Genomic DNA, 14,587 nt, shown 5'->3' on the forward strand with positions numbered 1-14,587 from the left:
GTGCCGCGCTCCTTGCGGCGGTTGATCTGGACCAGCGCGAGGATGCCGAACACCATCCCCACCCCCCCCCCCCCCCCCCCCCCCCCCCCCACCCACCCCCCCCCCCCCCCCCCCCCCCCCCCCGGCCCCCCCCCCCCCCCCCCCCTCCCCCGTACCGGGTCAGGCCCGGACGGTCACGTTCCAGGCGGCCTCGGCGGCGGCCAGGGCGGGCGCCGGGTCGGCGTCCGTCGCGTCCGCGAGGGCCGACAGGCAGGCCCGGACGGTGTCCAGGGCGGCCGCCTGCCCGTAGTGGTTGACCCGCAGCATCGAGCCGGCCAGCGCGCCGCCGCCCGGCTGGACGGGCAGGGCCGGGTCGAGGCGGGCGGCGATGGCCGTCGCGTCGACGCCGTCCTGGGTGCGCAGGGTGGTGGCGACCGGGGCCGCGTGGGCGTCCTCGACGACGTACGGGGCCAGGGTGCCGAGCGCGCGGACGCCGGCCCGGGTGGCGGCGGAGGCGGCGCGGTGGCGGGCGATCACGGCGGGCAGGCCGTCGGCGGCGATCCGGTCCAGGCAGGCGCCGAGCGCGAGCATCTCCAGCTGGGCCGGGGCGTGCGGCAGGACGGCGCGGCCGGCGTCCGTCCAGCGCTCCTTCCAGTCGAGCAGTGACAGGTAGGAGCGGCGCGGGGCGGCCGGGTTGGCGGCGATCCGCTCCCAGGCGCGCTCGGAGACGGACACGGCGGAGACCCCGGCCGGGCCGCCCATCGCCTTCTGGCCGCCGATGACGCACAGGTCGACGCCCCACTCGTCGGTGAGCAGCGGCTCGGCGGCGACGGAGGCCACCGCGTCGAGCATCAGCAGCGCGCCGTGCTCGCGGACCACGGCGCCGATCCCGGCGACCGGGTTGGTGTTGCCGGTGGCGGCCTCGGCGTGCACCAGGGAGACGAAGTCGATCTCCGGGTGGGCCTCCAGGGCCGCGGCCACCTGCTCGGCGCTCACCGCGCTGTCGAAGGGCACGGCCAGGTCGACGACCTTCGCGCCGCAGGAGCGCAGCCAGTTGCCGAAGGTCTGCCCGTACGGGCCGGTGACGATGTTGAGGGCGGTCGAGCCGGGGTGCGCGGCGCCGCGGATCGCGGCCTCCAGGGGGAGGAGCGCCTCGCCCTGGGTGACGATCACGTCGGCCTCGGTGTGCAGCAGCGCGGCCACCTGGTCCTCGATCGCCGCGAACTCGGCGGCGCTGAGCGGGGGCAGGTCGAGGAAGGGGCTCACGTCTTTTTCGCCTTTCGCGGGGGTGGGGTGCGGAAACGAGTCTGCCGCATCATGACTGCTTACACGGAACCCGCCCGTCGGTAGAGTGCGGCCATGAGCGAGCGGAGCGAGGCGGGCGCATGAGTGATGGTGCGGTGCTGCACGTGCGGGGTCGGGTGCTGGTCGGTCCCGAGGACGTCCGGGACGAACTCTGGGTGGTGGACGGCCGGGTGAGCTTCACCCGCCCGCCGACCGCCGAGGACGTGCGGACGGTGACCGGCTGGGCGCTGCCCGGCCTGGTGGACGCGCACTGCCACGTCGGACTGGACGCGCACGGCGCGGTGGACGCCGAGACCAGCGAGAAGCAGGCGCTCACCGACCGGGACGCCGGCACCCTGCTGATCCGCGACGCCGGCTCGGCCGCCGACACCCGGTGGATCGACGAGCGCGAGGACCTGCCCCGGATCATCCGGGCCGGCCGGCACATCGCCCGCACCCGCCGCTACATCCGCAACTACGCGCACGAGATCGAGCCCGGCGACCTGGCCGCCTACGTCCGGGCCGAGGCCCGGCGCGGGGACGGCTGGGTGAAGCTGGTCGGCGACTGGATCGACCGCGAACGCGGCGACCTCGCCGCCTGCTGGCCCGGCGACGCGCTGGCCGAGGCGATCGCGGCGGCGCACCAGGAGGGTGCCCGGGTCACCGCGCACTGCTTCTCCGCCGAGTCGCTGCCGGACCTGCTGGCGGCCGGGATCGACTGCGTCGAGCACGCCACCGGGCTGACCGAGGAGCTGATCCCGGTCTTCGCCGAGCGCGGGGTGGCGATCGTGCCGACCCTGGTCAACATCGCCACCTTCCCGGACCTCGCGGCCGGCGGCGAGGCCAAGTTCCCGGCCTGGGCGGCGCACATGCGGCGGCTGCACGAGCGCCGGTACGACACCGTCGGCGCCGCGCACGACGCGGGCATCCCGGTGTTCGTCGGGACGGACGCGGGCGGCTCGCTGGCGCACGGGCTGGTCGCGGACGAGGTGGCGGAGCTGGTGAAGGCGGGACTGAGCCCGGCCGAGGCGCTGTCGGCGGCGAGCTGGGGCGCGCGCGAGTGGCTGGGGCGGCCCGGGCTGGAGGAGGGCGCGCCGGCGGACTTCGTGGTGTACGCGCAGGACCCGCGGGCGGACGTCCGGGTGCTCGCGGACCCGCGGCTGGTGGTGCTGCGGGGGCGGCCGGTCGGGTAGTCGCGCGGGGCCGCCGCGAGGGCCCGGCGGGACGGTCGTGCGGGCCGGTCCGTGCCGTCGTGCGGGCCCGCTCGTACCGTCGCGCGGGCCGGTCCGGGCCGTCGCTCCGGCCTTCCTCGGCGGCCCTTCGATCGCATGATCATCCGCTGAATGCCCTGTCGGTGTAGGCCGATAGGGTGGCGACCATGGCACCGCGTCCACTGAACGAGATCGTCGAGCCCGGCTGGGCCACCGCCCTGGAACCCGTCGCCGGACGGGTCGCCGAGATGGGCGACTTCCTGCGCGCCGAACTGGCCGCAGGCCGCACCTACCTGCCCTCCGGCCCGAACGTGCTGCGGGCCTTCCAGCAGCCCTTCGCCGACGTGCGGGTGCTGATCGTCGGGCAGGACCCGTACCCGACCCCCGGCCACGCCGTCGGGCTGAGCTTCTCGGTGGCGCCGGAGGTGCGGCCGATCCCGGCGAGCCTGATCAACATCTACCGGGAGTACGGCACCGACCTGGGGCTGCCGCAGCCCACCAACGGGGACCTCACCCCGTGGACGCGGCAGGGCGTGCTGCTGCTCAACCGGGTGCTCACCGTCCAGCCGCGCAAGAGCGGCCAGCACCGCGGCAAGGGCTGGGAGGCCGTCACCGAGCAGGCGATCCGGGCGCTGGTGGCGCGCGGCGGCCCGCTGGTGGCGATCCTCTGGGGGAGCGACGCCCGCAACCTGCGCCCGCTGCTGGGCAACGTCCCGTCGGTGGAGTCGGTCCACCCCAGCCCGATGTCGGCCGACCGCGGCTTCTTCGGCTCGCGGCCGTTCAGCCGGGCCAACGAGCTGCTGGTGCGGCAGGGGGCTCAGCCGGTGGACTGGCGGCTGCCGTAGCGGACCAGCCGTAGCGGACCGTCCGTACGGACCGGGCCGTAGCGGGCCGTCCGTAGCAGAGTCGAGTCAGTGCAGAACGCCAATCTCACTCCAACGAGTGAAATGACTTTCTGTGTTACTCATGTGACGGATTGTTCGAGAAGACTGGCGTCTCATCGTTTCATCTGTGTGGGGGTATCGCCATGTCTTCTCGCCGAATCGTTTCCGCCGCCGCGGCCACCGCCGTGGTGGCGAGCACGCTGCTCACCGCCGGGCCCGTCCAGGCGGCCGAGCCCGCCCCGTCGCCCGGCAAGGCGCGCGCCGTCACCGCCGAACTCGACCTGGACGTCAGCCTGTTGAACAAGGCCGTGGACATCCCGGTGAACGTCGCGCTGAACAAGGTGGAGTCGCCGGCCCAGCGCGACGGGTCGGTCCTGACGGCCACCGTGGCCGGGGTCGACCAGACCGGCCCGGTCGAGCTGGTCAAGGCCGACATCGGCAAGTCGGTGACCAGGGTCGACGCCAAGGGCGCCACCGCCTCCGTCAAGTTGGTCAACGCCGACGTGCACGCCCCCGGCCTGCCCGCCACCGCGCTGCTCGGCCTGGAGGCGATGAGCGCCGAGGCGACCTGTCCGGTGGACGGGCAGCCCACCGCCGACGTGGTCGCGCCGGTCAAGCTCAGCGTGCTCGGCAAGCCGGTCACCGTCGGCCTCTACGGGCCGACCAAGGTGGAAGTGCCGCTGGTCGGCAGCGTCTCGGTGGAGTTCTCCAAGAAGACCGTGACGACGACCACCGCCGCCGCCTCCGCGCTGGAGGTGCAGGTGGAGGTGAACCCGCTCAACCTGAACGTCGCCAAGGTCACCGGGAAGGTCACCGTCGCCTCGGTGAGCTGCGAGAAGCCCTCCTCGCCGGGGGCCGGCCAGGCCACTCCGTCCGGCCAGGCCACTCCGGCCGTCCCCTCCGGTCAGGCCACCGGCGGCGGCGCGTCCACCGGTGCGCCCGCCGCCCAGCCGGTCGCCGACACCACCGCCTCCCGCACCGCCGCCCCGCAGGCCGCGGTCGAGAAGACGGAGAAGCCGGAGAAGGCGGAGAGGCTGGCCGCCACCGGCGGCAGCAGCGCCACCGGCCCGCTCGCCGCGGGGGCCGCCGCCCTGGTCGCGGGCGGGGCGGCCGCACTGTGGGCCACCCGGCGCCGCCGCGCCGCGCACGCCCGCCGTCACTGACCACGGCGGTCGCCCGCGACCGCATCCGTCGTCACTGACCACGCAGGTGCCGTCACCGACGGCACCCGGAACGGCGGGAGTGCCGCCCGCGGCACTCCCGCACCGTGACGGTGTCAATGCGGACGGTTGGTTCACATGCGCGTTACACGAGAGGAACAACCGGGAAACGGCGGCTTGCGACGCTACGCGGGCACCCACCACCCAGCAATGCGAGGGACACGACGTGGCAATCAAGGCCGAGTACATCTGGATCGACGGCACCAAGCCGACCGCGAAGCTCCGTTCCAAGACTCGCGTCCTGCCCAACGCCGACAAGATCCCCACCTGGGGCTTCGACGGTTCCTCGACCAGCCAGGCCGAGGGCCACGCCTCGGACCGCGTGCTGGACCCGGTGCGCGTGGTGCCGGACCCGATCCGTGGCGGCGACCACATCCTGGTCCTCTGCGAGGTCCTGGAGACGGACGGCACCCCGCACGTCTCCAACACCCGCGCCCTGCTGCGCGAGGTCGCCGAGAAGTACGCCGCGCAGGAGTCGATCTTCGGCATCGAGCAGGAGTACACCTTCTTCAAGGGCTCCCGCCCGCTCGGCTTCCCGGAGGGCGGCTTCCCGGCCCCGCAGGGCGGTTACTACTGCGGCGTCGGCGCCGAGGAGGTCTTCGGCCGCGAGATCGTCGAGCTGCACCTGGACCGCTGCATCGACGCCGGCCTGGCCATCTGCGGCATCAACGCCGAGGTCATGCCCGGCCAGTGGGAGTTCCAGATCGGCCCGGTCGACGCGCTGACCGTCTCGGACGACATGTGGATCGCCCGCTACCTGCTCTACCGCACCGCCGAGGAGTTCGGCATCGACGCCACCCTGGACGCCAAGCCGGCCCGCGGTGACTGGAACGGCGCGGGTGCCCACACCAACTTCTCCACCAAGGCGATGCGCGAGGGCTACGACGCCATCATCACCGCCTGCGAGTCGCTCGGCGCCTCCCAGGAGAAGGTGCTGGAGCACGTCAACCAGTACGGTGACGACATCCAGTCCCGCCTCACCGGCAAGCACGAGACCGCCCCGTGGAACGTCTACAGCTACGGCGTCTCCGACCGCGGCGCCTCGGTGCGCATCCCGTGGCAGGTCGAGGTGGACAAGAAGGGCTACATCGAGGACCGCCGCCCGAACGCCAACGTCGACCCCTACGTCGTCACCCGCCTCCTGATCAACACCTGCTGCGAGGCTCTGGAGAAGGCCGGCCAGGTCTGATCCACCCGCCCCACCCGGGCACCCGCACCACACCCCGCAGGCCCCCTCCCGGTGCAGGAGGGGGCCTGCGGGCGTTCCGTCGCGTGTGTGGCCCTCGGGGCGGGTGGTGGTGTCCGGGGCGGACGGTGGGTCTTGATCGGGTGGTGGTGTCCGGGGTGGACGGTGGGCCTTGATCGCGTGGTGGTGCCGGGGGCGGACGGGGGGCCTTGATCGGGTGGGGGAGTTCACGGAGAATCGGGCCGTGACTGCTTCGGACCGGCCCCTCCTCGTGCGCAGGCTGCACGTGGACCTGGGGCGGGTGTGGGCGGACGGGTGTCGTGGTCGGTGGGTTCCGTCAACCGACCTCAGGCAGTACCGGCCCCAGGAGTGTGTCCGTCCATGGCTCTCACCTTCCACTGGTTCCTCCCCACCAACGGCGACAGTCGGCTGATCGTCGGCGGCGGGCACGGCTCCACGCCCGGCGCGGCCGGGTCGGACCGGCCGCCGAGCATCGGCTACCTCGGCCAGATCGCCCGCAGCGCCGAGCAGTTGGGCTTCGAGGGGGTGCTGACGCCGACCGGGGCCTGGTGCGAGGACGCCTGGCTGACCACCGCGATGCTGAGCCAGGTGACCGAGCGGCTGAAGTACCTGGTGGCCTTCCGGCCCGGGCAGATCAGCCCGACGCTGGCCGCGCAGATGGCCGCGACCTACCAACGGCACACCGGCGGGCGACTGTTGCTCAACGTGGTGACCGGCGGGGAGTCCGCCGAGCAGCGCGCCTACGGGGACTTCCTGGACAAGGACGCCCGGTACGCCAGGACCGGGGAGTTCCTGGACGTCACCCGGCGGCTCTGGGCGGGGGAGACGGTCGACCACCACGGCCCCCACCTGCGGGTCGAGGGGGCGCGGCTGAACCGGCTGCCGGACCCGGTGCCGGCGGTGTACTTCGGCGGCTCCTCGCCGGCCGCCGGTGAGGTCGCGGCCCGGTCCGCGGACGTCTACCTGACCTGGGGCGAACCGCCCGTCCAGGTCCGCGAGAAGATCCGCTGGATCCGCGAACTGGCCGCCGCCCGCGGCCGGACCGTCCGGTTCGGCATCCGGCTGCACGTGATCACCCGGGACACCGCCGCGCAGGCCTGGGCGGAGACCGAGAGGCTGCTCGCCGCGATGGACCCGCGCCGGGTGCGGGAGACCCAACGGGCGCTCGCCGAGAGCGAGTCGGAGGGGCAGCGGCGGATGCTCGCGCTGCACGGCGGCTCGGCGCAGCGGCTGGAGGTGCACCCCGGCCTGTGGGCCGGCATCGGGCTGCTGCGCGGCGGCGCGGGTACGGCGCTGGTGGGCAGCCACCGCGAGGTCGCGGACCTGATCTGCGAGTACCACGGCCTGGGCATCGACGAGTTCGTGCTGAGCGGGATGCCGCACCTGGAGGAGGCGTACTGGTTCGGTGAGGGCGTGCTCCCGCTGCTCGCCGCCCGCAACCTCTGGAGCCGCCCGTGAGCCCTGGGTCCGCCCGTGGCCTCCGGAGCCGCCCGTGGCCTCTGGAGCCGCCCGTGGCCTCCGGAGCCGCCCGTGACTCCTGGGTCCGCCCGTGACTCCTGGCGTGGGAACCCGATCGTGACTGGCAAATCGCTGGTCAAGCGCCCCTGCCGGATCGAGAATTCATGGCATGACCCAGCAGCCCCTGCTCCTCCTCGACGTGGACGGACCGCTCAACCCCTACGCCGCGCCGAAGCGGAGGCCCGAGGGCTACGCCACCCACCGCCTGCGCCCCTCCTGGTGGGTGGCGAAGCAGGAGCACCTGGCGGCGGTCCAGGCCCGGCAGGCGACGCGCGCCAAGCACGCCAAGCCTCCGGCCGTCCGGGTCAAGCCGCTGCGGGTCTGGCTCAACCCCTCGCACGGCGAGGAGCTGCTGGCGCTGCCGTACGAACTGGTGTGGGCCACCGGGTGGATGGGCGAGGCGAACACCCACATAGGCCCGCACATCGGCCTGCCCGAACTCCCGTACATCCGCTGGTCCGACCTGTTCGGTACGGACCCGGGCGGGCTGCACTGGAAGACCAGGGACGTGGTCGCCTGGGCCGCCGGGCGCCCGTTCGTCTGGGTGGACGACGAGCTCGGCCCGCGGGACGAGGAGTGGATCGCAGCCCACCACCCGGGTCCGGCGCTCGCCCTGCACGTCAACCCCCGGATCGGCCTGCTGGCCGACGACTTCGCCAGGCTACGGGAGTGGGCGGAGGGTCGCGCTGTTCCGGGGGCGTGAACCATGGAGGGTGGGGCGCGCGCGGTGTGAGTGATCCGGTGTAGTGCGCCGTGCGCCCCGTTGTGCACGTCGCGCCGCGCTTTCTAACGTCCCATCATGACCATTCCCACGGAGCCCATCGGCAGCATCCCGCGGCCGCGCACCCTGCTGAACGCCCTGGCCGAGCACGCCGAAGGGCGCCTGTCCGACGCCGACCTGAAGAAGCTGCAGGACGAGGCCACCGCCGACACCCTGGCCAGGCTCGCGGAACTCGGCTGCCCCGTCCTGGTGGACGGCGAGCAGGCGAAACCGAGCTTCGTCACGTACCCCCTCACCGGGCTGACCGCCCTTGACGGGAACGGCGCCGTCATCCCCTTCGCCGACGGGCACACCCGGCAGCTGCCGCGGCTGACCGCCGGGCCCTTCCGGTACCGGGTCCGCGCCGAGACCTACCTGCGCGAGGCCCTCCGCCACACCTCGCAGCCCGTCAAGCAGGCCGTCATCGCGCCCTCGGCGCTCAGCCTGCTCTACCCGGCCGACGGCATCGACGGCTACTCGCGCGAGGACTTCCTGAAGGACCTGGTCGACGAGGCCGAGGCCGACATCAGGGGCTGCCTGGACGCGGGCGCCCACGTCGTCCAACTCGACTTCACCGAGGGGCGGTTGTCGCTCAAGCTGGACCCGTCGGGCGGTCTGCTGGACGACTTCGTGGCCCTCAACAACCGGGTGCTCGACCGGTTCACCGAGGAGGAGCGGGCCCGCCTCGGCGTGCACACCTGCCCGGGCGGGGACCAGGACTCCACCCACAGCCTGGACGTCGACTACGCCGAGCTGCTGCCGAAGCTCTTCCGGCTGAAGGTCGGCAACTTCTACGTGCAGCTGGCGAGCGAGGCCGATCCCGACCGCGTTCTCGCCGTCATCGCGGATCAACTCCACCCCGGGATCCGGGTGTTCGTCGGGGTGACCGACCCGATCGACCCCAGGGTGGAGACCCCGGAGGAGGTGCGCGACCGGGTGCTGGCCGCGGCCCGGTACATCCCGGTCGACCAGCTCGGCACCACCGACGACTGCGGGTTCTCGCCGTTCGCCGACGACACCTCCACCGCGCGTGAGACCGCCTTCGCCAAGATCGCGGCGCGGGTGCGGGGCACCGCCCTGGCGGCGGAGGCGCTCGGGCTCCGGTAGGGGTTCCTGTTCGGCCGTTCGCCGGGCGGCTGGACGGCCGAGCCTCTCTGGTGGTCAGGCCGAACCGAGTACGGCCTCAAGGGCGTTGAGGAAACGGTCGGTGGTCGCCTCGTCCCGGACGGCGATCCGCAGCCACTCCTCGCCCAGCCCCGGGAAGGTGTCCCCGCGCCGGACGGCGAAACCGTGCTCGCGCAGCCGCTGCCGGACGGCGGCCGCCTCCGGCAGTCGCACCAGGACGAAGGAGGCGGCCGGTTCGCCGTACAGCCGCACCGAGCGGAAGGCGGCCAGGCCCTTCACCAAGTGGTCACGCCGGAGCGCCAGTTCGGCCGCCGCCCGGTCCGCCTCGGCGAGCGCCGCCGGGCCGCTGCACACCTCGGCGGCGGCCAGCGCCGGGGTGGACACCGGCCAGAGCGGCTGGGCGGCGGCGAGGTCGGCGATCAGTGGCGCGGGCCCGAGCACGTAGCCGATCCGCAGTCCGGCCAGGCCCCAGGTCTTGGTGAGGCTGCGCAGCACGACGACCCGGCCGGGCAGGTCCCGGACGGAGGCGAGGGACTCCCGCTCGCCCGGGACGGTGTCCATGAACGCCTCGTCCACCACCAGGGTGCGCCCCGGCCGGGCCAGCGCGGCGACGGCCTCGGCGGGGTGCAGCACGGAGGTCGGGTTGGTCGGGTTGCCGAGGACGACCAGGTCCGCCTCCTCGGGGACGGTGCCCAGCCGGAAGCCGTCCTCGGGGGAGAGCAGCACCCGGTGCACCCGGTGTCCGGCGTCCCGCAGCGCCGCCTCCGGCTCGGTGAACTGCGGGTGGATCACAGCGATATGACGTGGCGTCAGAGTTCTGGCCAGCAGGACGAAGGCCTCCGCGGCCCCCGCGGTGAGCAGCACCTCCTCGACCGGGCGGGCGTGCCGGGCGGCCACCGCGGCGCGCGCGCTGCTCTGGTCGGGGTAGGCGGCGAGGTCGCCGAGGGTGGCCGCGAGGTGCTCGCGCAGCCAGGCCGGGGGAGTGCCGGTGCGGACGTTGACGGCGAGGTCGACCAGGCCGAGCCCGTCGGCGCGTACCTCGGCGTCGCCGTGGTGGCGCAGGTCGGGTTCGGGGGTGGTCACGTGGGGTCTCCTTGCGGGGTGGTGCGGGTGGTGCTCAGCGTGCGGGGTGGTGCGGCGTGGGGCTGGTGCGGGCCGGGAGGTGCGGCGGGCGTGACGGGCGGTGCGACCTGCGCGACCGGCGCGGCGGGCCCGTCCGGTGCCGCGGCCCGGGCGATCGCGACCGTGGCCCGCGCCGACTTCCGCTTGGTGACCAGGAGCCGGCCGCCCGGAGCGCTCGCCAGCGCCGCCGCCTCGGCCACGCTCGCGGTCCCGACGGCCGTACCGACCGTGGCGGAGGGGTTCGGCACCGGCACGCCCGCCAGGGCCTCGGGCGGGTGCTCGTCCACCGGCACCCCGCCGAGGCGGTCGGCCGTCCAGCGCACGGCCGGGTGGTCCGCCCTGCCCGTCACGGTCGCCAGCCGGGCCACCGCGGAGCGGTCCAGCCCGGCCTCCCGGAGGGTGTCCGTCAACAGCCGCAGCACCTCGGTCCGATCGGCGCCGCTGCTCGCGCCGATCCCGACCACCAGGGTGCGCGGGACGACGGCGACCAGTCCGCTCACCTACCGCACCCCTTCGTCCCGAACTCCGGTGATCCCACCACGCCCGGCCGGAACGGGTCAATCGTGGCGGGTGTGACATCGGACGCCAGGCCCGGCGCTGTGCCCGATGCCAGGCCCGACGCTGTGCCCGACGCTGTGCCAGGCACCGTGCCCGACGCCGCCGGTCCGCCCCGGGGCCGCCGCGCGCGGCAGGTGTTCGTCTGTTCTTCACCTGTGTTGTGGGGTACACGACACTGCGGCGCTCGTACTGTTCTCGGCGCTCCCGCCCGGGAAGCCCCCGACCTCCGGAGGACCTCATGGCCTTCGCACGACTGCGCACCCCCGGAACCCTCGTCCCCGTCCCCGTCCCCGGCGACCCCGACGACCCCGGCGCCCTCCCGCGCCCCCTCCGCCGCCGCCCGCTCACCGCGCTGGCGGCCGGCCTCGGCCTGGTCGCCGGCTCGCTCGGCCTGTGGGCCGCCGGCGGCAGCGCGGCCGCCGACGCCGCCGCCGGGCTGCCCGCGCCGGACCACGTGGTCGTCGTCGTGCTGGAGAACCACGCCTACAAGCAGGTGATCGGCAGCTCCAAGGCCCCGTACATCAACAACACCCTGGTGGCCGGCGGCGCGACGCTGACCAACTCCTACGCGCTCACCCACCCCAGCCAGCCCAACTACTACATGCTGTTCTCCGGCAGCTCCCAGGGCATCGTGGACGACGGCTGCGTGGACGTCGGCGCCCTTCAGGAGCCCAACCTCGCCTCCGAGCTGATCGGTGCCGGCCAGACCTGGGCCAGCTACAACGAGGGCCTGCCCGCCCCCGGCGCCACCGACTGCAGCAGCGGCGACTACGCCCAGAAGCACAACCCGTGGTTCGGCTTCGGCAACGTGCCCACCTCCAGCGCGTACGGCATGGACGCCTTCCCGAGCGACTACAGCACCCTGCCGAAGGTCTCCTTCGTCGTCCCGGACCTCTGCGACGACATGCACGACTGCTCCGTCGGCACCGGCGACTCCTGGCTCCAGACCAACCTCGACGGGTACGCGCAGTGGGCGAAGAGCCACAACAGCCTGCTGCTGCTCACCTTCGACGAGGACGACAAGCTGTCCGGCAACCGCATCCCGACCCTGGTCTACGGCGCCCACGTCGCACCCGGCAGCAGCACCGCCGCCACCTACAACCACTACGACGTGCTGCACACCCTGGAGGACCTGGCCGGGGTCGACGCCCACGCGGGCAACTCCGCCGGCGCCGCCGACATCACCGGAATCTGGAACTGACGCCCGTGTACGTCGCGGACTCCCGCAGCTCGAAGGCCCCCGGCGGGCCGGCCACGCAGGCCGCGCCGGCCGGCTCCGCCTCCCCGGCCGCCGGCCCGGTGCGGCGGGGCATCGGCCCGCGCACCGTGCCCGGGGCGGTCATCGCCCTCGGCACGGTCAGCCTGGTCACCGACATCTCCTCCGAGATGGTCACCGCCGTCCTCCCCCTCTACCTGCTCACCGGCCTCGGCCTCTCCCCGCTCGGTTTCGGCCTGCTCGACGGCATCCAGAACGGCTTCAGCACCCTCGTCCGGCTGGTCGGCGGCCACCTCTCCGACCGCCGCGGCCGCGACGGCGCCGCCCGCCACAAGGCCGTCGCCGCCGTCGGGTACGGGCTGTCCGCGCTGTGCCGGCCCCTGCTGCTGTTCGTCCACACCGTGCCGCTGATCGGCGCCGTGATCGCCGTCGACCGCACCGGCAAGGGTCTGCGCACCGCGCCGCGGGACGCGATGATCTCGCTCGCCACCGAACCGGCGCACCGTGGCCGGGCGTTCGGCGTGCACCGGGCGATGGACACGGCCGGCGCCCTGCTCGGCCCGCTCACCGCCTTCCTGGTGCTGCGGCTGGCCGGCGGGCCGCTGCTCGCCGACGGCGGGGAGCGGCACGGCTACGACGCGGTGTTCACCGTCAGCTCGTGCGTCGCGGCGCTCGGCGTGCTGATCCTGCTGCTGTTCGTGCCGAACCGGCAGCGGGGTGACGACTTGTCGACTTCCGCACCCTCGCTGCGCGCCGGCCTCGCCCTGCTGCGGCTGCCGGGGCTGCGCAGGCTGACGTTCTGCGCCGTCCTGCTCGGCCTCACCACCGTCAGCGACTCCTTCCTCTACCTGCTCGTCCAGCGCCGCCTCGACCTGTCCGTCTCCCTGTTCCCGCTGCTGCCGCTGGGCACCGCCGCCGCCTTCCTGCTGCTCGCCGTCCCGCTCGGCGCGCTCGCCGACCGGATCGGCCGCCACCGGCTCTTCCTGGCCGGGCACGGGGTACTGCTGCTCGCGTACGGGCTGCTGCTCTCGCCGCTGCGCGGGCTGCCGGCGGTGCTCTGCGTACTGGTGCTGCACGGCACCTTCTACGCGGCCACCGACGGCGTGCTCGCCGCCGCGGCCGCCGACGCGGTACCCGCCGAGCAGCGCGGCGCCGGGCTCGCCCTGGTCGGCACCGGGCAGGCGCTGGCCCGGTTCGCCTGCTCGCTGCTGTTCGGCGCGCTGTGGGGCGCCGTCGGCGGCCCGGCCGCGCTGGGCTGGTCGGCGGGGGCGCTGGCGCTGTGCGTGCTCGGCGCGGCGGCGGTGCTGCGCCCGTCCGGCGCCGTGGCCCCGGGCCCGTCCGGACCGGGGGCCCCGGGCTCGTACGAACCGGGCGGCGGCGTGCCCGAATCCGTCGGCGGGCAGCCCGAGCCCGCCGTCGCCGCGAAGCCGTCGGAGACGACCCAGGAGGAGACCCCATGAACCTGCGGAACCGGACCAGGGTGATCATCCTGCTGGTCGCCGTCGTCCTGCTCGGCGCGGTCGGCACCGGGGCCGTCCTGAACGCCGCCGGCCGCACCGCCCGCCGGGACCAGGCCCAGCCCGGCGGGCCGTCCGTCGAGTCGGGGCCGGTGTCACTACAGGTGCAGAGCGGCGGACGACAGCTGTTGTTCCGCAACATGGCCTGGGGCCCGCACCGGGACGAGATCACCACCGTCGCCGCCGACCACCCGGACGGACCGCGCACCGCCTCCGGCGTCCAGTGCCTGCGCTTCCACGCCGCCGCCGGCACCGGCATCTGCCTCCAGGCACAGCGCGGCGCGCTGGAGGACAGCTACCGCGCCGTCGTCCTGGACGACCACCTGCGAGAGCTCCGCTCGTTCCCGGCGGCCGGCATCCCCACCCGCTCCCGGGTCTCGCCGTCCGGGCACCTCGCCGCGTGGACGGTCTTCGTCAGCGGCGACTCGTACGCGGGCAGCGACTTCTCCACCCGCACCTCGATCGTGGACGTCCGGGACTGGAACCTGCGGGAGAACCTGGAGGACTTCGCCGTCGTGCTGGACGGCCACCCGTACCAGGCGCACGACGTCAACATCTGGGGCGTCACCTTCGCCGACGACAACACCTTCTACGCCACCCTCGCCAGCGCCGGGCGGACCCACCTCGTCCGCGGCGACCTCGCCGCCCGCACCCTCACCGCCCTGCACGACAACGTCGAGTGCCCCTCGCTCTCCCCGGACGGCACCCGCGTCGCGTACAAGAAGCGCGTACCCGGCCTGCCCGCCGACTCCCCGTGGCGGCTGTACGTGCTCGACCTCGCCACGATGACCGAGACCGCCACCGCCGAGCAGCGCAACATCGACGACCAGGCGCTCTGGTCCGGCGACGGCACTCTGGTCTACGCGCTGCCCGGCGACTACGGTGCCGATCTGTGGACCGTCCCGGCGGACGGTTCGGGCAGCGCGCAGCCGGTCACCAAGGCCGCGGTCGCCCCCGCCTACCTGGGCTGAGGAACTCTCGGCTAC

At 74.2% G+C, this 14,587-nt stretch carries 13 protein-coding genes; 10 read left to right on the forward strand and 3 right to left on the reverse strand.

Annotated elements, in window-relative coordinates; genetic code table 11:
• Window positions 1-159: 159 nt before the first annotated feature.
• Window positions 160-1,245, reverse strand: a complete 1,086-nt coding sequence (locus tag ACZ5OX_RS22130) for a pyridoxal-phosphate-dependent aminotransferase family protein (RefSeq protein WP_465632221.1) — start codon at window positions 1,243-1,245, stop codon at window positions 160-162.
• Between the two features lie 119 nt (window positions 1,246-1,364).
• Between ACZ5OX_RS22130 and ACZ5OX_RS22135 the strand changes: the two genes are divergently transcribed.
• The 7 genes from ACZ5OX_RS22135 (at window position 1,365) to ACZ5OX_RS22165 (ending at window position 9,170) form a co-directional block, all read left to right on the forward strand.
• Complete coding sequence (locus ACZ5OX_RS22135) at window positions 1,365-2,456, forward strand: amidohydrolase family protein (protein ID WP_465632223.1); 1,092 nt, start codon at window positions 1,365-1,367, stop codon at window positions 2,454-2,456.
• Window positions 2,457-2,641: 185 nt separating this feature from the next.
• The gene (locus ACZ5OX_RS22140) at window positions 2,642-3,319 is read left to right on the forward strand and encodes a uracil-DNA glycosylase (protein ID WP_392878392.1); all 678 of its coding nucleotides are present in this window, start codon (window positions 2,642-2,644) and stop codon (window positions 3,317-3,319) included.
• A 182-nt stretch (window positions 3,320-3,501) separates the two neighbouring features.
• A complete protein-coding gene (locus ACZ5OX_RS22145) occupies window positions 3,502-4,521 on the forward strand; it encodes an SCO1860 family LAETG-anchored protein (protein ID WP_465632225.1) in 1,020 nt (339 codons plus the stop codon).
• A gap of 223 nt (window positions 4,522-4,744) precedes the next feature.
• Complete coding sequence (gene glnII / locus ACZ5OX_RS22150; protein WP_465632226.1) at window positions 4,745-5,767, forward strand: glutamine synthetase; 1,023 nt, start codon at window positions 4,745-4,747, stop codon at window positions 5,765-5,767.
• A gap of 378 nt (window positions 5,768-6,145) precedes the next feature.
• Window positions 6,146-7,243, forward strand: coding sequence for an LLM class flavin-dependent oxidoreductase (locus tag ACZ5OX_RS22155; protein ID WP_465632228.1), 1,098 nt, complete (start codon window positions 6,146-6,148; stop codon window positions 7,241-7,243).
• Window positions 7,244-7,412: 169 nt separating this feature from the next.
• Window positions 7,413-8,006, forward strand: a complete 594-nt coding sequence (locus ACZ5OX_RS22160) for a hypothetical protein (protein WP_465632230.1) — start codon at window positions 7,413-7,415, stop codon at window positions 8,004-8,006.
• A gap of 96 nt (window positions 8,007-8,102) precedes the next feature.
• Entirely contained in the window at window positions 8,103-9,170 is a 1,068-nt protein-coding gene (locus ACZ5OX_RS22165) for a cobalamin-independent methionine synthase II family protein (protein ID WP_465632232.1), read from the forward strand.
• 54 nt (window positions 9,171-9,224) lie between these two features.
• Here the strand turns inward: ACZ5OX_RS22165 and cobC are convergent, their stop codons facing one another.
• Together cobC and ACZ5OX_RS22175 are read right to left on the reverse strand one after the other, a co-directional pair.
• Window positions 9,225-10,271 (reverse strand): Rv2231c family pyridoxal phosphate-dependent protein CobC, encoded by a 1,047-nt coding sequence (gene cobC / locus ACZ5OX_RS22170; protein ID WP_465632234.1) that lies wholly within the window; start codon window positions 10,269-10,271, stop codon window positions 9,225-9,227.
• Window positions 10,268-10,810, reverse strand: coding sequence for a cobalamin biosynthesis protein (locus ACZ5OX_RS22175; protein WP_465632236.1), 543 nt, complete (start codon window positions 10,808-10,810; stop codon window positions 10,268-10,270). Before ACZ5OX_RS22175 ends, cobC begins: the two co-directional genes overlap by 4 nt.
• A 296-nt stretch (window positions 10,811-11,106) precedes the next feature.
• On the opposite strand from ACZ5OX_RS22175, the gene ACZ5OX_RS22180 reads away from it, so the two are divergent.
• From ACZ5OX_RS22180 to ACZ5OX_RS22190, 3 genes are read left to right on the forward strand one after another with little or no spacing between them, the layout of a single operon-like run.
• Window positions 11,107-12,069 carry an alkaline phosphatase family protein gene (locus ACZ5OX_RS22180; RefSeq protein WP_465632238.1) on the forward strand — a complete coding sequence of 321 codons (963 nt, stop codon included), beginning with the start codon at window positions 11,107-11,109 and terminating at the stop codon, window positions 12,067-12,069.
• Window positions 12,070-12,074: 5 nt separating this feature from the next.
• The gene (locus ACZ5OX_RS22185; protein WP_465632240.1) at window positions 12,075-13,544 is read left to right on the forward strand and encodes an MFS transporter; all 1,470 of its coding nucleotides are present in this window, start codon (window positions 12,075-12,077) and stop codon (window positions 13,542-13,544) included.
• Window positions 13,541-14,572 carry a TolB family protein gene (locus ACZ5OX_RS22190; protein ID WP_392878372.1) on the forward strand — a complete coding sequence of 344 codons (1,032 nt, stop codon included), beginning with the start codon at window positions 13,541-13,543 and terminating at the stop codon, window positions 14,570-14,572. The genes ACZ5OX_RS22185 and ACZ5OX_RS22190 overlap by 4 nt, the downstream gene beginning before the upstream one ends.
• Window positions 14,573-14,587 lie beyond the last annotated feature (15 nt).

It is taken from the genome of Kitasatospora sp. NPDC032121 (genome assembly GCF_055580145.1).